The 21,644-nt window shown below is 73.8% G+C and carries 22 protein-coding genes and 1 pseudogene; 13 read left to right on the forward strand and 10 right to left on the reverse strand.

Annotation, left to right across the window (positions count from 1 at the left end):
* The first annotated feature begins 126 nt into the window (after window positions 1–126).
* Window positions 127–2,094, forward strand: coding sequence for a sensor histidine kinase (locus ACA361_RS41230; protein WP_375020602.1), 1,968 nt, complete (start codon window positions 127–129; stop codon window positions 2,092–2,094).
* Between the two features lie 85 nt (window positions 2,095–2,179).
* Window positions 2,180–2,836 (forward strand): response regulator, encoded by a 657-nt coding sequence (locus tag ACA361_RS41235; protein ID WP_375020603.1) that lies wholly within the window; start codon window positions 2,180–2,182, stop codon window positions 2,834–2,836.
* Window positions 2,837–2,909: 73 nt separating this feature from the next.
* On the opposite strand, the gene ACA361_RS41240 is transcribed toward ACA361_RS41235, so the two are convergent.
* A complete protein-coding gene (locus ACA361_RS41240; protein WP_375020604.1) occupies window positions 2,910–3,635 on the reverse strand; it encodes a phosphatase PAP2 family protein in 726 nt (241 codons plus the stop codon).
* Between the two features lie 109 nt (window positions 3,636–3,744).
* On the reverse strand, window positions 3,745–4,464 hold the full coding sequence (locus tag ACA361_RS41245) for a DedA family protein (RefSeq protein WP_375020605.1): 720 nt from the start codon (window positions 4,462–4,464) through the stop codon (window positions 3,745–3,747).
* 197 nt (window positions 4,465–4,661) lie between these two features.
* Between ACA361_RS41245 and ACA361_RS41250 the strand changes: the two genes are divergently transcribed.
* The 5 genes and pseudogenes from ACA361_RS41250 to ACA361_RS41270 form a co-directional block, all read left to right on the forward strand.
* Entirely contained in the window at window positions 4,662–5,165 is a 504-nt protein-coding gene (locus tag ACA361_RS41250; RefSeq protein WP_375020606.1) for a DUF1707 domain-containing protein, read from the forward strand.
* A gap of 86 nt (window positions 5,166–5,251) precedes the next feature.
* Window positions 5,252–5,890, forward strand: coding sequence for an HAD family hydrolase (locus tag ACA361_RS41255; protein WP_375020607.1), 639 nt, complete (start codon window positions 5,252–5,254; stop codon window positions 5,888–5,890).
* Between the two features lie 49 nt (window positions 5,891–5,939).
* Entirely contained in the window at window positions 5,940–6,686 is a 747-nt protein-coding gene (locus ACA361_RS41260; RefSeq protein WP_375020608.1) for a hypothetical protein, read from the forward strand.
* Between the two features lie 221 nt (window positions 6,687–6,907).
* Complete coding sequence (locus ACA361_RS41265) at window positions 6,908–7,285, forward strand: MmcQ/YjbR family DNA-binding protein (protein WP_375020609.1); 378 nt, start codon at window positions 6,908–6,910, stop codon at window positions 7,283–7,285.
* A gap of 190 nt (window positions 7,286–7,475) precedes the next feature.
* Window positions 7,476–7,955, forward strand: a pseudogene (locus ACA361_RS41270) (aldo/keto reductase); the annotation flags it as partial.
* A gap of 162 nt (window positions 7,956–8,117) precedes the next feature.
* On the opposite strand, the gene ACA361_RS41275 reads toward ACA361_RS41270, so the two are convergent.
* Both ACA361_RS41275 and ACA361_RS41280 read right to left on the reverse strand, forming a co-directional pair.
* On the reverse strand, window positions 8,118–8,702 hold the full coding sequence (locus ACA361_RS41275) for a dihydrofolate reductase family protein (RefSeq protein ID WP_375020610.1): 585 nt from the start codon (window positions 8,700–8,702) through the stop codon (window positions 8,118–8,120).
* A gap of 110 nt (window positions 8,703–8,812) precedes the next feature.
* Entirely contained in the window at window positions 8,813–9,856 is a 1,044-nt protein-coding gene (locus ACA361_RS41280) for a tyrosine-type recombinase/integrase (protein ID WP_375020611.1), read from the reverse strand.
* Window positions 9,857–10,004: 148 nt separating this feature from the next.
* Between ACA361_RS41280 and ACA361_RS41285 the strand changes: the two genes are divergently transcribed.
* Window positions 10,005–10,406, forward strand: a complete 402-nt coding sequence (locus ACA361_RS41285; RefSeq protein ID WP_375020612.1) for a VOC family protein — start codon at window positions 10,005–10,007, stop codon at window positions 10,404–10,406.
* Window positions 10,407–10,533: 127 nt separating this feature from the next.
* Here ACA361_RS41285 and ACA361_RS41290 read toward each other — a convergent pair whose 3' ends face one another.
* From ACA361_RS41290 to ACA361_RS41305, 4 genes are all read right to left on the reverse strand, one after another.
* Window positions 10,534–11,697 carry a sulfotransferase gene (locus ACA361_RS41290; RefSeq protein WP_375020613.1) on the reverse strand — a complete coding sequence of 388 codons (1,164 nt, stop codon included), beginning with the start codon at window positions 11,695–11,697 and terminating at the stop codon, window positions 10,534–10,536.
* A gap of 79 nt (window positions 11,698–11,776) precedes the next feature.
* Entirely contained in the window at window positions 11,777–12,571 is a 795-nt protein-coding gene (locus tag ACA361_RS41295) for an SDR family oxidoreductase (RefSeq protein ID WP_375020614.1), read from the reverse strand.
* A complete protein-coding gene (locus ACA361_RS41300) occupies window positions 12,568–13,773 on the reverse strand; it encodes a hypothetical protein (protein ID WP_375020615.1) in 1,206 nt (401 codons plus the stop codon). Before ACA361_RS41300 ends, ACA361_RS41295 begins: the two co-directional genes overlap by 4 nt.
* 57 nt (window positions 13,774–13,830) lie before the next feature.
* Window positions 13,831–14,313 carry a nuclear transport factor 2 family protein gene (locus tag ACA361_RS41305; RefSeq protein ID WP_375020616.1) on the reverse strand — a complete coding sequence of 161 codons (483 nt, stop codon included), beginning with the start codon at window positions 14,311–14,313 and terminating at the stop codon, window positions 13,831–13,833.
* Window positions 14,314–15,116: 803 nt separating this feature from the next.
* On the opposite strand from ACA361_RS41305, the gene ACA361_RS41310 reads away from it, so the two are divergent.
* On the forward strand, window positions 15,117–16,130 hold the full coding sequence (locus ACA361_RS41310) for a DUF2804 domain-containing protein (RefSeq protein WP_375020617.1): 1,014 nt from the start codon (window positions 15,117–15,119) through the stop codon (window positions 16,128–16,130).
* Here ACA361_RS41310 and ACA361_RS41315 read toward each other — a convergent pair.
* Window positions 16,118–16,294, reverse strand: coding sequence for a hypothetical protein (locus ACA361_RS41315; RefSeq protein ID WP_375020618.1), 177 nt, complete (start codon window positions 16,292–16,294; stop codon window positions 16,118–16,120). The genes ACA361_RS41310 and ACA361_RS41315 overlap by 13 nt on opposite strands.
* A 231-nt stretch (window positions 16,295–16,525) precedes the next feature.
* Between ACA361_RS41315 and ACA361_RS41320 the strand changes: the two genes are divergently transcribed.
* Window positions 16,526–16,660 (forward strand): hypothetical protein, encoded by a 135-nt coding sequence (locus ACA361_RS41320; RefSeq protein WP_375020619.1) that lies wholly within the window; start codon window positions 16,526–16,528, stop codon window positions 16,658–16,660.
* Between the two features lie 121 nt (window positions 16,661–16,781).
* Here ACA361_RS41320 and ACA361_RS41325 read toward each other — a convergent pair whose 3' ends face one another.
* Entirely contained in the window at window positions 16,782–17,636 is an 855-nt protein-coding gene (locus ACA361_RS41325) for a hypothetical protein (RefSeq protein WP_375020620.1), read from the reverse strand.
* A gap of 179 nt (window positions 17,637–17,815) precedes the next feature.
* On the opposite strand from ACA361_RS41325, the gene ACA361_RS41330 reads away from it, so the two are divergent.
* The 3 genes from ACA361_RS41330 (at window position 17,816) to ACA361_RS41340 (ending at window position 21,597) form a co-directional block, all read left to right on the forward strand.
* Window positions 17,816–19,066 carry an MFS transporter gene (locus tag ACA361_RS41330; protein ID WP_375020621.1) on the forward strand — a complete coding sequence of 417 codons (1,251 nt, stop codon included), beginning with the start codon at window positions 17,816–17,818 and terminating at the stop codon, window positions 19,064–19,066.
* 416 nt (window positions 19,067–19,482) lie between these two features.
* Complete coding sequence (locus ACA361_RS41335) at window positions 19,483–20,733, forward strand: cytochrome ubiquinol oxidase subunit I (RefSeq protein ID WP_375020622.1); 1,251 nt, start codon at window positions 19,483–19,485, stop codon at window positions 20,731–20,733.
* A gap of 111 nt (window positions 20,734–20,844) precedes the next feature.
* Window positions 20,845–21,597, forward strand: coding sequence for a cytochrome d ubiquinol oxidase subunit II (locus tag ACA361_RS41340; RefSeq protein ID WP_375020623.1), 753 nt, complete (start codon window positions 20,845–20,847; stop codon window positions 21,595–21,597).
* Window positions 21,598–21,644: the final 47 nt, after the last annotated feature.

The raw sequence follows: 21,644 nt of genomic DNA on the forward strand, positions 1-21,644 counted from the left end.
CACCACCGTAGTTCAGCCGCGTCCCGTCGCGGCCCGGGCCGTCCCGCCACGCACCGGGCCGGGGCGGCGGGCGACCCCTACTTTCGTCAGTACCGGCGGGCCTGCCCGGCTTGTACTGTGACCAGCGTGAACGGCGCCGACCTTCCCGAGCTCTCCGGCCCGCCGGGCCGCGTCCTGCGGGCGCTGACGGCCCGCCCCTCCCGCCGCGCCGCGGTCGGGGACGCGCTGCTGTGGGCGGTCCTGATGTTCCCGGTGGTGGCCGGGATGACGCCCCAGGGCACCGCCGCCGTGTCGGTGTGGGTCCAGCTGGCGGGCGTGGCCGCGGTCGGCGCCGCCTTCGCCGTCGGCCGGGCGTGGCCGCTGGCGCCGCTGGCGACCGTGATCGTGGCACTGCTGATCCACGCCAACTTCGTGTTCGCGCTGCCGGTCGTCGCCTACCTGGCCGGGCTGCGGATGGCCCGCGCCCGCCCCCTCCTGTGGATCTTCACGGGCACGTTCGTGGGCGGCACGATCGTCAACCTGGCGCGCGGCATCGACGTCACCACCTGGTTCCCGCTGACGATCTGGCTGGTGCTGCTGGGCGTGCTGCCCTGGCTGGTGGGCCGCTACTGGCGCCAGTACCGCGAGCTCCTGCACGCCGGCTGGCAGCGTGCCGAGCAGCTGGAACGCGAGCACCGCATCGTCGCCGAACGCGAGCGGCTGCGCGAGCGCTCCCGCATCGCCCAGGACATGCACGACTCCCTGGGCCACGAGCTCGCCCTGATCGCGGTCCGGGCCGGCGCGCTGCAGGTCGCGCCCGACCTGCCCGAACGGCACCGCGCCGCGGCCGCCGAGCTGCGCGCGGGCGCCGCCGAGGCCACCGACCACCTGCGCGAGGTCATCGGCATCCTGCGCGAGAGCACCGGCCGCGGCGGGGGAGCGGCCCCGGAACCGGGCCTGGACGGCGGCCTGGGCGACAGTCTGGGTGATGGCCTGGGCGATGGTCTGGACGCCGCCGCGACCCGCCCGGCCCGCGAGAGCATCACCGACCTGGTGGCGCGCGCCGCCGCGTCCGGCATCCCCGTACGCCTCACCGGCTCGGCCCCCGCCCTGGTCCCCGCCACCCCGCGAAGCGCCGCCTCGCAGAGCGCCTCCGCACCGGACGCGCCGCCGCCCACCCCACCGGTACCGCCCGTGGCGCCGATGGTGGCGCTGGCCGCGCACCGGGTCGTGCAGGAGGCCCTCACCAACGCCGCCAAGCACGCCCCCGGCGCCCCGGTCACGGTACGGCTGGAGCAGGACGGCGACACCGTCACCATCGCGGTCACCAACCAGGCCGCCCCGCCCGCGCCCACCGCCGCACCGGAGACCGCGCCGGCCCGCGCGGGCGGCGGCCACCGTTCCCGTACCGCCACCGCGTCCGCCGCCACCGCGGCGGCGCCGTGGATCGACCGGCTCGCCGGCGACCCGGCCCCCGCCCGCGGCCCGGCAGGCGGCCCGCGGGGCGCGGAGCGGCCGGGCGGCGGGTACGGGCTGGCGGGGCTGGCCGAGCGGGTCCGCCTGGCGGGCGGCACGCTGCGCACGGGGTCCGCGCCCGGCGGCGGGTTCCGCGTCGTCGCCGCGCTCCCGGCCGCGCCCGCACCGGGCGGCGGCACGACCGGCCCGGTGCCCGGGGACGGGGAGCCGCCGTCGGAGTCGGCGCTGCGGCTGGAACGCGAGCGCCGCCAGGTCCGCCGCGGCCTGGCCACGGCCGTCGCGGTCCCGGCCGGGCTCAGCGCCGTACTGGGCGCGATCATGGTCGGGTACTACGTGTACGCCACGATGAACTCGGTGCTGCGCCCGTCCGACTACGCCGCGCTGCGGCCCGGGACGAGCCTGGCGGCCATGGACCCCGTACTGCCGCGCATGGAGGTGATCGACTCGGGTGCCCGCCGCGCCGATCATCCCGAGCCGCCCGGCCTGAGCTGCCGCTACTACCGGACCGACGCCAACGTGCTGGCCATGGGACGGCTCTACCGGCTGTGCTTCGACGGCGACCGCCTGGCCCGCAAGGACGTCCTGCTGCCACCGCGGCCGGCCGCCACCGAGACCGAACCCCGGACCGGCACGCCCTGACCCGCACCGCCTGCGGGCGCCGGCCGGCCGGCGAGACACGACACGACGAAGACGGAACGACAGGGAGACAGGGAGTGCGACACAGGTGATCCGGGTTCTGCTCGCCGACGACGAGGCGATGATCCGTGCCGGGGTACGCGCGATCCTGGCCGCCGACCCCGGGATCGAGGTGGTCGCGGAGGCCGGCGACGGCCGTGAGGCGGTCGAGCTGGCGCTGGGCCACCGCCCCGACGTGGCGCTGCTCGACATCCGGATGCCGCGCCTGGACGGGCTGGCGGCCGCCGCCGAGATCCGCCGGGCCGCCCCGGCCACCCAGGTGATCATGCTGACCACGTTCGGCGAGGACGAGTACATCGCCCGCGCCCTCTCCGGCGGCGCCGCCGGCTTCCTGCTGAAGTCGGGTGATCCCCACGAGCTGATCGCGGGTGTCCGCGCGGTCGCCGACGGCGCGGCCTACCTGTCCCCGAAGGCCGCCCACCGGGTGATCACCGAGCTGTCGGGCGGCCGGATGTCGCACGGCGCCGACGCGCGCCGCCGCACCGCCGCGCTGACCCCGCGGGAGCGGGAAGTGCTGGCGCTGGTGGGCGCGGGCCTGTCCAACGCCGAGATCGCGCGCCGCCTGCACGTCGTCGAGGGGACGGTGAAGGCTTACGTCAGCGCGATCCTGACCCGCCTGGAGGTCCGCAACCGCGTCCAGGCCGCGATCGTCGCCTACGAGGCCGGCCTGACCCCCGCCTCATGACCGCGGCCCCGCACCCCGCCGGATCATGCCGGGGGACGCGGGGCCGCGTGCCGGGAACGGGCGCCGGCGGGCCTCAGCGGCGCGGGGGAGCGGAGTGCACGCCCCCCATCACGTCCGGCATCGTCACGTCCGCGGGCGCATGCCCGGGGCCCGGGGCCGGCGGCAGGTGGACGGGCCGGTGCCGCGGCCCGGGCACGGCGGCGGGCGAGCCCAGCAGCAGCGCCCCGAACGGCACCTCCCGCAGCCCGCTCACCAGCGGCGCGCTCAGCCGCGCCGCCAGCAGCGCCACCAGCGGCGCGACCACCACGCCCACCAGGAACCCGGCCGCGACGTCGTGCGGGTAGTGCACCCCGACGAACACGCGCGAGAACGCCATCAGGACCGCCAGCGGCAGCACCAGCGGCGCCATCGCCCGCCACGCCACCACGATCGCCGCCGCCGACGCCGCCGCGATCGTGGCGTGGTTGCTGGGGAACGACCAGTCACCCGGCGCCGGGCACTCGGCGATGTTCATCGCCCCCGCCACCGCCCGGCACGGCCGCTCCTCCTCGATAAAGGTCTTGGACACCTCGCTGACCAGGTACGCGGCCACCACCGCCACCGGCGCGGCCAGCGCCAGCCCCATCGCCCGCACCTGCCCCGAACGCGCCCGCCACCAGCCCGCCACGAACAGCGCGGCGAACAGCAGGAGCCCCGCGTCGGTCCCGATCTCGGCCACCGGATGCACCCATGAGGGCGTCGAATGGGCGAACTCGGTCACGGCGCGGTACCAGTCGGCGCTGAAGCCTGGCGGTTGCATGCTCTCCCTCACGGTCTCGGCGGCCCGTACATGGGATGAGATCCCACGCCGGGCCGCCATTGTTCACTGTACGTTCACGAATGCGTAGAGAATGTCACGCCGGCGTCACTCAGCGCCGGGACATCGGCACAGACGCACCCTCCTTTTCCGCCCCCTCGCCGCCGCGCTCCCCGTCCCGCGCGGCCGCCCCGTCAGCACCGTCCGCGCCGCCCGCATCAGGCGCTCCGGCGGCACGGCCCGAACGCTTGCGCAGGTAACGCACCACCTCCACCACGGCCGTCACCGCCAGCGCCAGCCCGATGCCCAGCGCCACGCCCTTGATCGGGTCGTGCTCGAACGCCTTGCCGCCCACGAACCCCAGCGTCGCCCCGTACACCGCCCAGCTCACCGCCGCCAGCGCCGCGAACCCCGTGAACGACCGCAGCCGGTACCCGACCGCGCCCATCGTCAGCGTCACCGCCGTCCGGCCGCCCGGCACGTACCGCGCGACCACCAGGATCAGCCCGCCCCGCTCGTCCATCGTGCGGCGCGCCCACTCCAGCGCCGCGTGCCGCCGCGTCCCCGGCGCCACCCGCGCCAGCAACCGCCCGCCCGAGCCCCGCCCCAGCAGGTACGACACGTGATCGCCCAGGAACGCCCCCAGCGCGGCCAGCACCACCACCAGCGCCAGATCAGGCTCACCCGTCGCCGCGTACACGCCGCCGGTGATCACCATGCTCTCGCTGGGCACCACCGGGAAGAACCCGTCGATCACCGCCACCGCGAACAACGCCACGTAGAACCACGGCGACGTCACCGCCGTGTGCACAAGATCCAGCACTCCGTCCATGCCACGACGTTAGAAAACGACCGCCGCCCCGCACATCGCGCGAAGGTCTGCCACCACCCCCTACTTCAGTCAGGGGGAGACCCGCCGCGGGTCGCTCCTGCGAACGATGTACGGCCGGTTCGTCATCCGGGAGGACGATCCCGCCACCCCCGGCGCCCCATGCTGGAGACCGCGCACCGTACCCACGGGGAGACACCATGCGACCGCATCCCGGCACCGGCCCGCACGGCCACCACCACACCACCACCCGGCCCGCCGCAGGCCGGCCCGCCGCTCCGCCGCCGGCCCCCGCCCAGGCGTCCCTGCGCGCCGCCGACGCCGACCGCGACAGCACCATCGAGCGCCTCGGCGACGCCCTGGCCGAAGGCGCCCTGGACACCCGCGAGCACCAGCGCCGCCTCGCCCTGGCCGTCGGCGCCACCACCCTCGCCGACCTCCACGAGCTCACCGCCGACCTGCCCGTCTCCCGCGCCGCCCTGGCCAAGCAGGCCGCCGCGGCCGCCGCCGCCCGCAAGGAACACGACCGCCGCACCTGGCGCAACGAATGGGGCTACTGGAGCGGCGGCGCCGCCATCATGACCACCATCTGGGCCGTCAACTGCCTGCGCGACAACGAATGGGACTTCTACTGGCCGCTGGCGCCCCTGGCCATCTGGGCCGTCATCCTCGTCTCCTACGCCCTGTGGCCCGACGACGACTGACACCGCACCACGACACCGCCGAAAGCCGCCGTAACCAGCGAAAACCGGTGGCGTTCCGCCCGTACCGTCCGCCACACTGTCCGGCCGTGGGAACTCTGCACATCTTCGACATGGACGGCACCCTCCTCACCGGCAGCACCGCCAACCTCGAGGTCGCCCGTCGGCTGGGCACCCTCCCCGAACTCCAGGCCCTCGAAGCCCGCTTCGCCGCGGGAGAACTCGACACCCGCGGCTTCTCGGCCATCCTGCGCGACCTCTGGGGCCACCTCACCACCGCCGACGTCACCGCCGCCTACACCGCCGGCCCCTGGCTGGACGGCATCGCCGACGTCTGCGCCGACATCCGCTCGCGCGGCGAGCACTCCGCCGTCATCACCATGTCACCCGACTTCTTCGCCCGGCACCTCCTCGACCTCGGCTTCGACGACGTCATCGCCTCCCGCTTCCCGCCCCTGCCGTTCACCGCGCCCCTGGACCCCGCCGGGATCCTCACCCCCGACGACAAGGTCCGCGTCGCCGAGGAACTCCGCGCCCGCCACGGCCTGCCCCGCGCCCGCTGCGTCGCCTACGGCGACTCGATGTCCGACGCCCCCCTGTTCCGCCACCTCACCCACACCGTCGCCGTCAACGCCGACCACCACCTGGCCGGGATCGCCGCCGTCGACTACCGCGGCCGCGACCTCACCCGGGCCTACCACCTGGGCCGCTCCCTGCTACCCGGCTGACCCTCCGGCCCGCCATGATGGACTCCCGCCCGGCGCGACAGGAGACCACATGGCCCGTACCGACCAGGACCCCACCGGCCCCGACCAGGCCGGGGCGGCGGCCCCCCGGCCCGCCGCCCCGGACACCACCGCCGCCGGTGTCACCGGAGCGGCCCCTGGCACGCGCCACCTGCCCTGGCTCGCCGCCCTCGCCATCGCCTACGCCCTCACCCACCACGTCGGCGTCGGCCTGGCCTGGCTCGGCTCCATCGGCGAGACCCGCTGGGCCGACTGGATCGACCTGATCACCTCCTACGCCGTCCTGCTGCCCGCCGCCGCGGCCCTGCGCGCCGGACGGGCCGGCCCGCGCACCTGGACCCTCTACCTCGCGGGCGCCATCACCTACGTCGAAGGCCACGGCATCCACCTGGCCGCCAACTCCGTCGGCAACGTCGCCCCCAGCGACATCGCGCACCTGTGGGACGAGTACGCCGGCCACTATCTCTGGTACGGCGGCCTCACCCTGGTCTTCGTCGCCCTGGCCGCGGCCCTGGCCACCCGCCCGGCGCCCACCGGCCCCTGGCCGGCCGTCCTCGCCCTGCTCACCGGCCTCACCTTCACCACCAACGCCCTGGAAGGCCAGTTCGCCGTCCCCGCCCTCCTGCTGTCGGCGGCGTTCACCGCCTGGGGCTGGACCACCCGCCGCCACCTCGGCCGCCTCCTGGCCATCGCCTTCGCCCCCGCCCTGCTCATGCTCATCGCCTACGGCATCTGGCACCAGGGCTTCCCCGAACCCACCGAACTCGGCTGGATCTGACACCCGTCCGCCTCACCGGCCGGCCGCTTCGGCGGGGCGGCTCTGGGCGCAGGATCCACCGGCTGCGCAGGCGGGACCGCTTCCCATGCGGATGCGTCATCAGGTGGGTATGGCGCTGAAGGGCAGGAGATGGCCGTTGAGCGTTCGGTGACGGAGCCGGGACCGGTGGGCGCGTGCCGCGTCGCGCGCCCGGCCTGACGACCGCCGAGGAGGTTGCCGCGATGGACGGGAAGGCTCTGCAGGACACGGCGCTGCAGCGGGCTGAGGAGTTGCCGGCGACCACGCTCTACTCCTTCGAGCCCGGCTGGGAGGCGGCCCGCGTCGCGGGCAAATGGTTCATGCTGCTGACCGAGGTCCCCGGCCGGCCCGTGGTGATCGTGAAGTCGCGTCCGGGCGACGCCCAGGCCCTGTGCGAGGCGTACACGGACATCACCCCGGGTTACCACATGAACAAGCGGCATTGGATCACGCTCGCTCCGGGGGATTCGCTCGACAAGAAGCTGGTGCGGGAGCTGGTCACCGAGTCCTACCGGCTGGTGGTCGCCAATCTCCCCAAGGCACGCCGGCCGGTCGACCCGGCGCGGTTCGGCACCGGGTGAGCCGGCCATCCCCACCATGTCGACACAGGAGTGCGAGGTCACCGTCCGGCTCCGCTCCACGAAGGTCATCGCCTACGCCGGGATCACCGAATAGACCACTCCGGCTCGATCCAGGCGGCGAGGCTCACGCGTCGGTGCGCGTGTCCGGCCGGGGGCGCAGGGCGTCGGTGAGGAGGTCGAGCAGGCGGTCGACCTCGACGACCAGCTCGCGGAACTGATCACCCTGCGCACCGAGGGCAAGATCGGCGCGATCGGGCTGAGCAGCGTCACCGCGCCAGTGCTGCGCCGCGCCCTGCCCGCGGGCATCGTGTGCGTACAGAACGCCTACAGCCTGGTGGCCCGCGACGACGAGGACGTCCTCAGGCTGTGCGAGACCGAGCAGATCCCCTGGGTGCCCTACTTCCCGCTCGGCGGCGCGATACCCGGAACGGCCAAGGTGACCGACGAGCCGGCCGTACTCACCGCCGCCGAACGCCTCGGACGCACCCCGGCGCAGATCGGCCTGGCCTGGCTGCTGCACCACTCACCCCAGACGCTGCTCATCGCGGGCACCGCCGACACCCGCCACCTGGAAGAGAACCTCGCCGCGGGATCGATCACCCTCGACGAACAGACCCGCGCCGCCCTCGACGCGATCCCCACCCGCCCGTTCACCCTCCCGCGCCTCTAACAGAGCCGGACGGCCCCACCAATGCGCCACCGTCCACACGCATCAGACGACCGGCCTCGGCCAGCCGCCGCGCGGAGCCCGGAGGTGGGGGAGCGGCGGGCGGCAGGGGCCATCGGAGCAGCAGGTGCGAACGGCGCCCCGGCGATCGCGGCGCGGGCGGGTTCAGCCGTGCAGGGTGGGACGGTAGATGAGTTCCTGGGTGTGGCCGTCGAGCGTGCGCCGCTCGAGCAGCTCCAGGTCGAAATCGGCCGCGCCCCGGAAGATCGGCTCCGTCCCGGTCCGCCCCGTGATCACCGGGAAGATCGTCACCTGGACGCGGCCGACCAGGCCCGCGGCCATCAGCGCCCGGTTCATCGACAGGCTGCCGTGCGAGCGCAACGGCACCTCGGACTCCTCCTTGAGCCGCGCGACGACGTCCACGGCGTCACCCTTGGCGAGGGTCGCGTCCGGCCAGGGGAGGGGCGCCTCCAGCGTGGACGACACCACCGTCGCCGGAAGGCCCCTCAGCCGGCCGTTCACCGGATCGTCGACCCGGGACTCCTCGGCGCTCGGCCCCAGCGCCTCCACGAACCGCCGGAACGTGACCGCCCCCAGCACCAGCCGCTGCTCCTCGCCGTACAACTCCAGGCGGCGGCCGAGGAACTCGGGCCCCTGCTTGCCCCAGTAACCGCCCCAGTCGCCACCATCGCCATAAGAGCCGTAACCGTCCAGACTCGAATAGACATCGAAGGTATAGGTCACGCTCACGAGTCACCCCTCGCCACCGCGGCCGCCGCCATAGCGCCAGGATCCACCGGCACCGCCGCGCCCGCACCGGAACCCGGAACGCGGCCGAACCCGGACCCGCCCCGCACGCCTCAGTCGCCGTCCCCGCCCAGCAGCGGATGCACCCGCATCGCCGCCTCCAGCTCACCCGGCAGCTCATCGCGGTAACGCCCCAGCGTCGACAGATCCGAATGCCCCAGCACCCGCCGCACCGCGTCCATGTCCGTCGCCGCCGCCAGCAGATGCGTCGCCGTCGTGTGCCGCAGCCCATGCGGCGTCACACCACGCCGATGATCCGGATCCACCCGCGCCAGCACCCGGTCGATCACCGCCTGCACATCACCCCGCGCCAGCCGCCGGCCCCGCCACGACAGCAGCAGCGCCTGCGGCTCGCGCCCCCGGTCCAGCAACGGCCGCCCCTCGGCCAGATACACCTCCAGCACCCGCGTCACCGCCCGGGGGAGAGGAACGTCCCGCGTCCGGCCCCCCTTACCGAAGATCCGCCAGTACCGGACGCCGTCATTGACATAGAAATGCTCCACGTCCGCCCGCGTCAGCTCCGACACCCGCGGCCCCACCGCCGCCAGCATCAGCACCACCAGCGCGTCCCGCAACTCCGTACGCTGATCCGACCGCCGCCCCGCATCCGCCGGCGCCGCCGCCATCGACCGCGCCGCCCCCAGCAGCCCGCCCGCCTGCTCGGTCGTCAGCGCCCGCCGCCGCGCCCCCAGCCCGCCCCGCTCCTTGGCCCGCAGCGTCACCGCCTCCATCGGGTTCAGCTGCACCCAGCCCGCGATCACCGCGTATCGGAAGAACGCCGACAGCGACCGCCGGAACCGCGCCTGCGACGCCGCGCTCTGCCGCGCCGCCGCACCACCGCCCGTGGGGGAGGGGGCCCGGCGGCGCCCGTCGGGCTTGCGCGCGAACCTCAGCAGCACCTCGTCGACGTCCGCGCCGCTCAGGTCGTCCAGCACCAGCTCCGGCCCGGCCAGCTCCGCGAACGTCAGCACGTCCCGCGCGTACACCTCGGCCGTTCCGGGCGCCAGCGCGCCCGTGGCCGACTTCGCGCGCACCATCTCGGTGTAGCGGTCGGCGGTCTCCTGGACGGTCAGGCGCTGGACATCGGTGGGACGCACGGGCCGGAACGTTACCGTGCGCCACCGACAGAACGCCTCCCGGGCACGGGCGCGGCACCCGAGGGGAGAACGGGGCCCGCGCGGCGATGAGTTCCGGCCCGCCGTACGGTCGAAACGGGGGAGCGCGCTCACAGAGAGGACGGCCGTCATGGAGTGGACGCTGGAAGTGGTGCCCGTACCGGTCACCGACATCGACAGGGCCAAGCATTTCTACGCCGAGCAGGTCGGTTTCACCGTCGACCACGACACCCGGCGGGGGGAGGCGCGGATCCTGCAGCTGACGCCGCCGGGGTCGGGCTGCTCGATCGTGATCGGGACGGTGGTGACGATGGAGCCGGGGTCGCTGAGGGGAGTGCAGCTGGTGGTGCCCGACATCGAGGCGGCGCGGGAGCGGCTGCTGAAGGGCGGTGTGGACGCGAGCAAGGTCCACCACTACGACGAGAGCGGGGCGGTGGCCGACGGTCCCGGGGGACGCTGGAACAGCTTCGTGCACTTCAGCGACCCCGACGGCAACCAGTGGGTGATCCAGGAGAGCCCCGCCGACCGCTGACTCCCCCGCCCGCGCTAAACCCGACAGAATCCCGCTTCTGTCGGGTTTAGCATCTTTTGCGAACTTTGTCCGGTACGGCTCGAGCGGCGCGCACCCACCACCACCGCCCGAGCCCGGGGGACCCCACTCAGGAAAGACTCTCGACGTAGCCGGCGAACCGCTCGTCCACCTGCTCCGCCGTCAACCCGAAGTCCTCCAGCGCGTACCGGTGCGCCGGCCGCGCCGCACCCGACACGCTCTCGTCGCGCAGCCGCCGCATCGCCGACTCCGCCTCGGCACCGAACGCGATCCCGAAATGCTCGTACACCGCCGCCACCGTCGCGATCGGATCCCGCACGAAATCGTCGTAGGCCACGTCGAAGAACCGCGCCGGATCGTGCCGCGCCCGCTCGGCACGGAACCGCTCGAGCCCGCCGCTCCACAGCTCCAGCTGGTCGCGGCCGATCGTCTCGCCGGTGAACACCTCCGACCAGCCCGCCGTGGCGTGCGCGGCCAGGCTGCACATCGACGCCATCGCCGTGCGCGGCGCCCGGTGCGTCTGGACGATCAGCGCGTCCGGGTACACCTCCAGCAGCGCGTCCAGCGCGAACAGGTGGCTGGGGTTCTTCAGCACCCACCGCTTGCCGGGGTCGTTCAGGCCGATCAGCTGCAGGTTGCGGCGGTGCCGCCGGTACGCGGGCGTCCAGTCCTGCCCGGCCAGCCACGCCGAGTACGTCGGCAGGTGCGCCAGGCACTCGAAGGAGATCGACCGCATCGACTGGCGCAGCAGCTGCCAGCACTCCTCGACCATGTCGGCCGAGATGTAGTGGACGCCCATGAACTCTGGGTTGTCGATGTGGTGGCGCTTGTAGCCGGCCTCGATCGCCTGGTAGACGGGGTCGGCGTCCCAGGTCTCGCGGGGCGGCCGCGGCTGCGGCACCTCGGCCAGCCACACCTCCAGGCCCTGGTGGGCGGGGTCGGCGGTCAGGAGCCGGTGCAGCGCGGTGGTGCCGGTGCGGGGCAGCCCGGTGACGAAGATGGGCCGTTCGACGGGCACGGCGGCGTGCTCGGGGTGGCGCTCCCAGGCGGCCTGCGACATGAGCCGGGCGGCCAGGGCGCCGCGCAGGAACGAGCGCTGGGCCTTGTTGCCCTGGGGGGTCAGGCCGGCGTCGCGGGCGTAGGAGTCCAGGAGGATCTCCAGGCCGTCGAGGTAGGGGTCGGCGCCGGCGCCGAAGTCGTCCAGGCCGGTGATCCTGCTGGCGGAGGCGTGCAGGTCCTGGACGGTCCCGACGCTGTCGCGGCCTGGGTTCATCGGTGGGGTCCTTCCTGGTGGTCGCGCGGGCCGCGGCGGTGCGCGGCGGGCCGGCCGGTGGAGTGGCCGGCGGGGTGGGTCAGTGGTGCCATTCGCCGGCGTTGACGTCCAGGCACTGGCCGGTGACGGCGCGGGCGAGCGGGGAGAGCATGAAGACCACGGTGTCGGCGATCTCGTCGGGGTCGGGGAGTTTGCGCAGGTCGGTGGTCTCGGCGGTCTCGTCGTAGATCTGCTGGGCGGTGACGCCGCGTTTCTTGGCGAGGTGGTCGAAGTACCACTTGAGGTTGTCGGCCCAGATGTAGCCGGGGGCGATGGTGTTGACGCGGACGCCGCGGGGGCCGAGTTCGGTGGCCAGGCTCTGGGCGAGGGCGAGGAGGCTGGCCTTGGCCATCTTGTAGGCGCCGTAGGTGCGGCGGGAGTGGCGCAGTACGGCGGAGTTGACCATGACGACGGAGCCGCGGTGTTCGGCGAGGGCGGGGACCAAGAGGCGGGTGAGGCGCAGGGCGGCCAGCGAGCTGGTCTCGAATCCGGCGCGTACGGCGTCCAGGTCGACCTTGGTGAGGTCGGTGAGCGGGGGGATGGCGAAGGCGTTGTTGACCAGGCCGTCGACGCGTCCGTAGGTGTCCAGGGCGGTGTCGGCCAGGCGGGCGCAGGCGGTGTCGTCGGTGATGTCGGTGGGGACGGTGAGGGCGCGGCGGCCGAGTTCTTCGACTTCCTTGGCGACGTCGTCGAGGCGGGTCTGGGTGCGGGCGGCCAGGACGAGGTCGGCGCCGGCGGCGGCGCAGCGCAGGGCGAGGGAGCGGCCGAGGCCGGGTCCGACGCCGGAGACGATGATGACGCGGCCGGTGAGGAGTGCGGGTCCGGTGGGGGTCATCCGAGCATCCGGCGGGCGACGGCGGTCTGGCGGGCGGCGATGCGTTCGCTCCATTGTTCGGGGGTGACGCGCTGGGTGTCGTGGAAGGGGAGGCGGCTGGGGAGGTCGTCGAAGGGGACGATCTCGGCGGTGGGGCCGTCGGCGGGGGTGAGGTCGCGGGTCAGGCGCTGCCAGCGGAACTGGAGGTAGCCGCGGCGGTGGCCGGTGCGTTCGATCCAGTTGGCGAGGCCGGGGTCGCGTTCGCTGACGATGTAGCGGATGTTGCCGTCGGGGTCGATGCGGGCCTGGTCGGCGGTGAGGCTGGTCTGGTGGTTGATGTAGTCGAGGGAGATGTACCACATGCTGCCGAGCTGGAAGCCCTGGTAGGGGGCGTCGGCGGGGGCGGCGGCGGGGCAGGTGATGATCATGACCTGGTCGTCGTCGAGGTCGTAGTGGCCGACGGAGGAGTACTGGGTGGCCAGGCCGCCGGGGGTGGGGCGGGGCTCGGTGAGGGTGTTGACGGGCAGGTGGAGGTAGTGCCATTCGGGGAAGGCGAGGAAGGTGCGGATGCGGGAGACGAGCATCTTGCCGGCGATGTCGTAGCGGCGGGCCATGCGGTCGGCGGGTACGGGGGGCGGTGAGGTGCCGAGGGTGTCGGCGCGGTGGATGCGGATCTCGCCGCGCCGCTGGTTGCTCCAGTCGCTGTAGACCTCGCGGACGATGAGCATGGCGGCGCCGGTGGGGAGGGTGATGTAGCCGGGGCCGGGGTCGTCGCGGGGTGGTCCGAAGCGGAGGCGGAAGGTGCCGTCGGGGGCGATGTCGAGTTCGCGGTCGTCGAAGGCGGTGAGGCTGTCGGGTGACTGGGTGGGCGAGTAGTCGCCGTTCATGACCTGGAAGCTGAGGTCGGCGGTGGTGCCGCGGCGTCCGGTGACGACGTATTCGGCGTCGTCGCGGATGTAGGCGTGGAAGTAGAGGGTGTCGGGGTTGTCGAGGCCGAGTTTGGTGTAGGGGCCGGTGGAGGAGGCGAAGAAGGGGTGGTCGTGCTGGTAGGCGCCGACCATGTGGAGTGATGCCTTGATGCTGCCGGCGAGGTAGTCGAGGCCCTCGGCGAGGTCCTGGTCGGTCTTGAGGTGGGGTGCGGTGCGGATGAGGTGTTCGGCTTCGCCGATCGCGTCGGCGAACGACCGGGTGGTGGTCGTGCCGGGGTGGGTTTCGGTGGCCACCGGGCTCCCTGGTTTCCTGTCGGGCCGCTGTGCTGGACTCGGAGGTTAGAACGTGTTCTAGGTAGCGTCAATGGGCGCCGGGACGCCGGCGGTGAACTTGAGGCTGGGGACGTCGTCCAGCGACACGGTGTACTCGTAGGTGCGCTCGTGCCCGGTGCGCGAGACGCGCCATTTCCCGTCGTCGCAGCGGCGGTACTCGTCGCGGTAGTAGGCGGCGCCGCGGATGAGCAGGCGGTACTGGGCGACGATGACGGTGTCCTCCAGCGCCCAGGTGCCGGTGGCGGTGTCGCCGTCGACGTCGATCTCGGAGCTGCCGACGAGGTGCGCGGTGATCGTCCCGGCGCCGAGGTTGCCGCGCATGTAGTCGACGACGGCCTGGCGCCCTTCCAGGCGCAGCGTCTTGCCGAGCACGGGGGTGTCGTACTCGGCGACGGCGTCCTCGGTGAAGACGTCGGCGAACTCGTCCCAGAGCTTGAGGTCCACGCACCGCAGGTAGCGGGCCTTGAGCCGGCGGATCTCTTCCAGCGCGATCAGGTCCATGCGCCCAGCCTGCTGCGCACCGCACCCGTTTGGCAATAACAGGTTCTAATTCGCCGCGCCGGGATCGGAACCCCGCCGGACGCGCCGTCGCGTCCCGTCCGGAACGGCTCCGCCGCGGCAAGCGGAACGGCACGCGACGGCGGACGCCGAACGGGCGAATATGGCTCCCGGAGCCCCTCTTCTGGCATCTCCCGCAGATGGTCGATAATGTACATTATGTTAAGTAGACCGGATTCTCACCCTCCCCGCCCTCGCGGGATCCGCCGACTCCGTCTCGGCGTCGACGCGCAGCGTCCATCACCCGGGCCTGGCGGCAGAACGCCGGCACCCGCGAGATCCGGCGCCGCCCGCTCCTAGCGCGCCAGATGGTCACGGCCGCTGGCGCGTGAGCGTCAGACGGCGCACCTAAGTCACGCTGGAGCTGTGCGGCAAGCCGGCCGCGATCACCGGGTGGACGCCGATCTGCCCTCCATCGTCGAAGGTTTCAAGCTGGCGTTCTGATCCGCCGGTCACCTCGCCCCCCCCGGACGGCTGGAGGCTTCGCGCCTGAGCGGGTTGACCACATCTCCCCCGGGTCACATGACGGTCACCTGTCATCACTCTCGGTAATCACTCTGGAGCTTGGGTCAGGTTCGCCGTGGTGTGGTGGGACTCGCGGGGAGGACGGCGGCTCGCGCGGGCGGGTGGCGAGGTCGTACCTGGTGAGGGTGGTGCGCTCCCCCGCGTGCCGCCCCCAGCGTTCAGGGGCCGCGGGACGGGTTCGTCCTGGGGCCGCTCCCCCCGGTGATCATTAGGCTCGGGGGATGTTGACGCATGAGCGTGAGATCACCGAGCCCGTGGAGCTGTGCCTGCCGGACGGGCGGTTGAATCCGGCGGCGGTGGGGTGGACGCGGCGGCCGCTGCACCGGGCGAACCTGCGCGGGTGGGGGCGGGCGAAGCGGTGGGAGTACTGGGGTGTGGTGACGCCGCGTCATGTGGTGGGGCTGGTGGCCTCGTCGCTGGACTACGCGGGCGTGCACGGTGTGTACGTGCTGGATCGCGAGTCGGGTGAGGAATGGGGCCGGGACGCTGTGGTGCCGCTTGGGCGGGGTGCGGTGATGCCCGATCGCAGCGGGGTGGGGACGGCCGAGGCGCGGGGCGGCGGTGTGGCGGTCGGGACGCGGGAGGGTCCGGAGGGGACGCGGCTGCGCGCGGTTGCGCCGGGGATCGATGTGGATCTGGTGGTGGCGGCGCCGGCGGGGCGGGAGTCGCTGGGGGTTGTGGTGCCGTGGGGGCCGCGGCGGTTCCAGTACACGGTGAAGGACGTGGGGCGGCCGGTGCGGGGCCGGTTGCGGCTGCCGTCGGGGGTGTACGAGGTCGGCGGGCGCGAGCGCGGGTCCGGCGGCGAGGGCGGGCCGGAGGCGTTCGCTGTGCTGGATCACGGGCGCGGGAAGTGGCCGTACCGGATGAGGTGGAACTGGGCGGCCGGCAGTGGCGGCGGGGTGGCGCTGCAGCTGGGCGGCAAGTGGACCGATGGTACGGGGATGACGGAGAACGGGCTGTTCGTGGACGGTCGGCTGCACAAGATCGGTGATGAGGTGGAGTGGTCCTACGACCGGTCGGACTGGATGCGGCCGTGGCGGATGCGGGGGCCGCGGGTGGAGGTGGAGTTCCGGCCGTTCCACGAGAAGGTGTCGCGGACGGAGTTGCTGGTGGTGGGGTCGGAGACGCACCAGTGTTTCGGGTATTTCGGGGGGCGGGTGCGGGCCGATGACGGGATGTGGGTCCCGGTGGACGGCTTGGTGGGGTGGGCGGAGGAGGCACGTCAGCGCTGGTAAGGGCCGGCGGGCGGGGCGTCCAGGCGGCGGAGGCGGGTCGTTGAGGCGCGGACGAGTCCGGCGGGCAGTTTCAGGATCTCGCGGTCGCAGGTGAGCAGGCCGTTGCGTTCGTCCTCGACGTCGGACGGCTGGGTGTAGACGGTGGCGCTGAGGCCGCCCGGCACGGCGGAGATGATCTGCTGGGCGTGCAGGCGGCGGCCCCAGGCGCAGGGGGTGGCGAGGCGCTGGCAGCCGACGTCCTTGTCGTTGAAGGTGCGGCCGTTGACGCGGTGTTGTAACCGCCGTACTCCGACAGGACCAGGACACGTGGGTCGGGCGGCGCGGGACGCGGAAGCGGCGGAAATAGACGTGGAGGCTACGCAGGTGCCGGCGCGCTGGTCGTGCCGACCGCTGGCGTGGCCGACGGTGCGGGTGGGGTCGAGGGCGGTGATGTCGGCGGCGGTGATGTCGGCGGCGTCGAACTGGCCCCATCCTTCGTTTTCATCGTGACGATGGCGTGGATCATGGCTTCGTCGGAGCGGGTGGTGTAGGGGCCGTCGGGCCAGTAGCCCTGGTCCAGGACACCGGCAATGATCGTTTTGTGGCGGGGCGGGATCGCTCCCGGTGAGCAGACGCCCCTCTCCCCCGCCGCTCGCGTTCCCTGCCGTTTCCCTACCAGTCGAGCAGGAGTCCGAAGCCCTCGTCGGCGGAGCGGGTCACCCAGTCGAGGGTGTCGGCGAGGCCGGGGTCCTGGAGCGCGGCGGCGAGGTGGGCGCCGAACGGGCGCGGCGCGGGCACGTGCACCTTCTGGGCGGCCGGCACGCGGCGGTTCCATTCGCGGGCGAGCCCGGCCGCCTCGGCGGCCTCGGTGGTCCCGATGGGCGGGTCGTCCGTGCCCGGCGGTATCGCGCCGCTTGGGCCGGGTGCGGGTGAGCCGGGTGGGGCGTTCCAGGTGGGCGCGGGCGGGACCGGCGGGACGGGGTGGGCGAGGATGCGTTCGCGGATGTCGATGAGTTCGGGGCGGCGGGCCCAGGCGTTGCCGCGTTCGCGGGCGGCCAGCGCCAGCGCGCGCAGGGCGTCCCATTCGGCGGCCAGGCGGCGGGCGGTGCTGTAGGCGTGCCAGGCGCGCAGGTGGGTGCGGTGGGCGCCGGCGCGGACCTGGTCGATGTGGGTGCGCCAGGCGGCCGCCAGGGCGGGCAGATCGTCGGGCAGGTGGGTGCGGTGGGCGGCGAAGCGCCATTCGGCGGGCAGGAGCGGGGTGAGGGCCAGGGAGATCAGGCGGTGGGTGGCGCCGGGGCGGGCGTCGGCCTCGACCAGCGCGGAGACCCGGGGCGGCACCTCCCCCTCCCCCGTTCCCCAGGTGGCCCGGAGGCTCGCGGGGTGCCGGGCGGCGGGCAGGTGGTCGAACTCCTCGGCGAACCAGTGCCCGGACGCGGCGAACTCGGCGGCCTCGGCCCGTACGGCGCGCGCCAGTTCCGCGGGGTCGGTGCCGGGGCGTGGCCGCATCCGGACCCAGTCGACGCCCATCCCCGGCCCCCTTTCGCGGTGTTCTGCCCGGCTCCCGGGGGAAATGGTGTCAGGTCGCGGCGGTGTGCTGTGGTAGCTTCCGGAGCATGACCTGGCGACATTGATTCTCGTCCGCTCCTTCCGTTTCCGAGTCGGGGCTCGCGCGCAGGCTGTACGCCTCGGCGTTCCTCGAAGACCTCGTGCCGCTGTACCCGGTGTACGCGCTGCTGTTCGCCGACTCGGGGCTGTCGCCTGCGCAGGTCTCCTCCCTGTTCGTGATCTGGTCGGTCACGGCCGTGGTGTTCGAGGTGCCGTCGGGCGTGTGGGCGGACGTGTTCTCGCGGCGGTGGCTGCTCACGCTGGGTCCGCTGCTGACGGCGGCCGGTTTCGCGCTGTGGACGCTGTTCCCGTCCTATCCGGTGTTCGCCGCGGGTTTCGTGTTGTGGGGCCTGGGGTCCTCCCTGCGTTCGGGAACGTGGGAGGCGCTGGTGTACGAGGAGCTGCGGCGGCTGGGCGCGAAGGCGTCGTACGCGCGGCTGGTGGGTCGTGCGGAGGCGATGGGGACCACGGCGGTGCTGGTGGCGACCGCGGTGGCCGCGCCGGTGATGGGGGCGGGCGGGTACGCGGCGCTGGGTGCGGCGAGTGTGGCGGCGTGCCTGCTGTGCTCGGCGGTGTCGTGGACGCTGCCGGAGTCCCGCGGCACCCGGCCCCGGACTTCCTCCGCTCCCTCGCCTTCCCCCTCCCCCGTGGCCGACGGCCCCGGCGGCGATGCGCGGACCGAGGCCCAGCCCGAACCCGAACCCGAGACTGAGGTCGAGGAGGAAGAGGAGGAGCCGTCGCTGCGGCGGGTGGTCTCCGAGGGCTGGGAGCAGGTGCGCCGGGCTCCGGGCGTGCGGGGCGCGCTGGCGCTGTCGGTGGTGCTGATGGGTGTGACTGCCCTGGACGAGTACGTGCCGTACCTGGCGGCCTCCACGGGCGTGGCGGCGGCTGCCGTTCCGCTGCTGGTGCTGATGGTGAGCGCGGGCGACGCCGCCGGCGGGTGGATGGCCGGGCGCGGCCTGCGGTGGCTGATGCCGGCGCCTGCGGTGGCGGGGATCTGCATGGTGGCGGGGGCGCTGGCAGCGGCGGCCGGGCGCGCGGAGGGGCTGCTGCTGGTGGGGGCGGCGTTCGGGGTGCTGCAGTGGGCGATGGCGGCGGCCGACGCGCGCCTGCAGGAGCGGATCAGCGACCGTTCCCGCGCGACGGTGACGTCGCTGGCCGGGTGGGGGTCGGAGGTCCTGTCCGTGGCGATCTTCGCGGGGTACGGGGCGGGGTCGCTGTGGGCGGGGCACGGAGCGCTGTTCGCGGTGGCGGGCGTCCCGTACGTGGTGATGACGGCGGTCCTGTACTGCTCGGCCCGCCGCCGCCGCCGCGGCCGCGGTCGTGATCGTGGCCGCGGCGAGGTCGCCTGACCGCAGCCGCCGGCGGCGTGCGCGGTGCCGGTGCTGGTGCGGTCGGCGGCCGCGGACGGAGCGTCGGCGCTGGTGGCGGCGGCCCTGCGCCGGTCCGGCGTCGGCCTGCGCGGCGGGAACGGCGGGGAGGTTCCGTCGCCGGTACGGGGCTTCGCGCGGGGACGCACCGGCCTACATCCGGGGTCGCATGCGGTTGCGCGGGGCCGCGCGGCGTTCCGCGTGCGGCGCGGGGCCCGGACGGGGGTGGCGGGCCTGCCGGGGGCGGGTGCGGGGCGGGCGGCTACATCCCGGGATGTAGGGGCGGGGTGCGGGCTGCGCGAAAGGCGCAGGGCGGGTGCATGCTCGCGCCCGATCCGCGGGCGGGGGCGGCGGGCCCACGATCGGAGGGGTTCACGGTCGAGGGCTGAGGGTGAGTGATGGACGACCCGCTGATGCTGGCGAGGGTGCAGTTCGCGTTGACGGCGGGCTCGCACTTCCTGTTCGTGGCGTTGACGCTGGGGCTGGCGACGCTGGTGGCGTTGACGCAGACGCGCGCGACGCTGTCGCGGAGCGCGGTGCACGCGCGGATGACGCGGTTCTGGGGCCAGCTGTATGTGATCAATTATGCGGTGGGGATCGTGACCGGGCTGGTGATGGAGTTCCAGCTCGGCATGAACTGGTCGGGCATGTCGGAGATGACGGGCGGGGTGTTCGGGGCGCCGCTGGCGATGGAGACGGTCGCGGCGTTCTTCGTGGAGTCCACGTTCCTCGGCCTGTGGATCTTCGGGTGGGACCGGCTGAACCGGTGGCTGCACCTGGCGCTGATCTGGGTGGTGGCGTTTACCGCCTACCTGTCGGCGTACTTCATCCTGGTCGCCAACGGCTGGATGCAGCGGCCCGTCGGGTACGAGATGCGCGGCGGCACCGCGCACCTGACCGACCTGGGGGCGCTGCTGACCAATCCGGCGGCGGTGCTGGCGTTCTTCCACGTGCTGTTCGGGGGGCTGCTGACGGCGGGGCTGTTCATGGCGGCGGTCAGCGCGTACCACCTGCTGCGCCGTACCGCCGAGGTGGAGTTCTTCCGCCGGTCGATCCGCACCGGGCTGGTCGCGCTGGTGGTGTCGGTGTTCCCGGTGGTGGTGTTCGGCGGCATGCAGTTCGCCTACCTGCAGCCGACCAAGCACCCCGCCTCCGATGAGGGCAAGGCGGCGGTGGCCGAGTTCACCGCGCGGTTCGGGCCGGGCGACTACACCCCGCCGGGGCTGGCGTCGGCAGGCGAGGCGGTGATGACGGCGGCGTGGGCGCTGATGTTCCTGCTGGCGGCGTTCGCGCTGGTGAAGCTGCCGTTCGGGCGGTGGCTGGCACGCGGCCGGATCTTCCACGTGGTGCTGATCGTGGCGCTGCCCCTGCCCTACGTGGCGATGCTGTCGGGGTGGATCTTCCGGGAGATCGGCCGGCAGCCGTGGGTGGTGTACGGGGTGCTGAAGACCGAGGACGCGGTGTCGGACGTGGCCCCGGGCCTGATGACGGCGTCGTTCGCGGCGTTCACCGTCCTGTTCGCGGTGCTGATCGCGGTGAACGCGTGGCTGCTGGCGCGGTTCGCGCGCCGCGGCCCGGACGCGGCGGCGCTGGGCGCGCCGCCGGCGGAGCGGGACGCGGCCGCGCCCGCGCCGGTGCCCACGTACTGACGCCCGCGCCGCGCCCCCGCCCCGCGCGCGGGGCGGTGATGGCCGGTGGGTCCTTGGTGGGTCCTGAGTGAGTCCTTCTGCAATCGGTGATGTGGTGACGGGAGCCCTGTGATGGAGATGCTCGCGGTGGTGGTGCTGGCGGTGTTCACCGCCGGGTACGTGGTGCTGGCCGGCGCCGACCTCGGGGTGGGGATGCTGCTGCCGGTGCTGGGGCGCGGGCCGGCCGAGCGGCGGGTGGTGATCGCCTCGTTCGCGCCGTTCTTCCTGGGCAACGAGGTGTGGCTGGTGGCGGTCGCCGGGGTGATGGCGGGCGCGTTCCCGGGGCTGGAGCACGATCTGCTGGCGGGCCTGTTCCCGCTGTTCGCGGTGCTGCTGGTGGCGTGGGTGGTGCGGGACATGGGCCTGTGGCTGCGGGGCCGCGTGGACGCGGCGGCGTGGCGGGGCGGCTGCGACGCGGCGATCGTGGCGGGCAGCTGGGGGCTGGCGCTGGTGCTGGCGTCGCTGCTGGGCACCGTCCTGGCCGGTGACCCGGCGGGCGGCCTGAACGCCGGCAGCGTGCTGGGGCTGCCGCTGGCGGGCGTGTTCGCGCTGCACGGCGCGGGGTTCGCGCGGATGCGGTGCACCGGCGCGGTTCTGGAGCGGGCGCGGCGGTTTCCCGCACGGTACGGGGTGACGGCGGTGGTGCTGGCGGGCGTGGTCGCGGCGGCCGGGGCGCGGCTGCCGCTGGAGGGGGCGGCGGCGCCGGGGACGGGCCTGGCGGTGACGGCGGTGATGACGGCGGTGCTGCTGCCGCTGCTGCTGGCGGCGCAGGCGCTGGTGTGGTGGACGTTCCGGGGGCGCGTGGACTCGCCCTCGTACCTGTGAGCCCGCGAGCCCGCGCGCTCGCGCCGGCCGGGCCTAAGGGACCTGTG

The organism is Actinomadura sp. 21ATH (assembly GCF_041951345.1).
In the GTDB taxonomy this organism is placed as follows: domain Bacteria; phylum Actinomycetota; class Actinomycetes; order Streptosporangiales; family Streptosporangiaceae; genus Spirillospora.

What these genes read in the sequence shown, in the direction of transcription:
- ACA361_RS41310 (WP_375020617.1), top strand. Translation starts at nt 15,117, where the DNA reads ATGTTGACGCATGAGCGTGAGATCACCGAGCCCGTGGAGCTGTGCCTG.
- ACA361_RS41285 (WP_375020612.1), top strand. Translation starts at nt 10,005, where the DNA reads ATGGAGTGGACGCTGGAAGTGGTGCCCGTACCGGTCACCGACATCGAC.
- ACA361_RS41250 (WP_375020606.1), top strand. Translation starts at nt 4,662, where the DNA reads ATGCGACCGCATCCCGGCACCGGCCCGCACGGCCACCACCACACCACC.
- ACA361_RS41295 (WP_375020614.1), bottom strand. Translation starts at nt 12,571, where the DNA reads ATGACCCCCACCGGACCCGCACTCCTCACCGGCCGCGTCATCATCGTC.
- ACA361_RS41260 (WP_375020608.1), top strand. Translation starts at nt 5,940, where the DNA reads ATGGCCCGTACCGACCAGGACCCCACCGGCCCCGACCAGGCCGGGGCG.
- ACA361_RS41245 (WP_375020605.1), bottom strand. Translation starts at nt 4,464, where the DNA reads ATGGACGGAGTGCTGGATCTTGTGCACACGGCGGTGACGTCGCCGTGG.
- ACA361_RS41325 (WP_375020620.1), bottom strand. Translation starts at nt 17,636, where the DNA reads ATGGGCGTCGACTGGGTCCGGATGCGGCCACGCCCCGGCACCGACCCC.
- ACA361_RS41240 (WP_375020604.1), bottom strand. Translation starts at nt 3,635, where the DNA reads ATGCAACCGCCAGGCTTCAGCGCCGACTGGTACCGCGCCGTGACCGAG.
- ACA361_RS41290 (WP_375020613.1), bottom strand. Translation starts at nt 11,697, where the DNA reads ATGAACCCAGGCCGCGACAGCGTCGGGACCGTCCAGGACCTGCACGCC.
- ACA361_RS41335 (WP_375020622.1), top strand. Translation starts at nt 19,483, where the DNA reads ATGGACGACCCGCTGATGCTGGCGAGGGTGCAGTTCGCGTTGACGGCG.
- ACA361_RS41340 (WP_375020623.1), top strand. Translation starts at nt 20,845, where the DNA reads ATGGAGATGCTCGCGGTGGTGGTGCTGGCGGTGTTCACCGCCGGGTAC.
- ACA361_RS41265 (WP_375020609.1), top strand. Translation starts at nt 6,908, where the DNA reads ATGGACGGGAAGGCTCTGCAGGACACGGCGCTGCAGCGGGCTGAGGAG.
- ACA361_RS41305 (WP_375020616.1), bottom strand. Translation starts at nt 14,313, where the DNA reads ATGGACCTGATCGCGCTGGAAGAGATCCGCCGGCTCAAGGCCCGCTAC.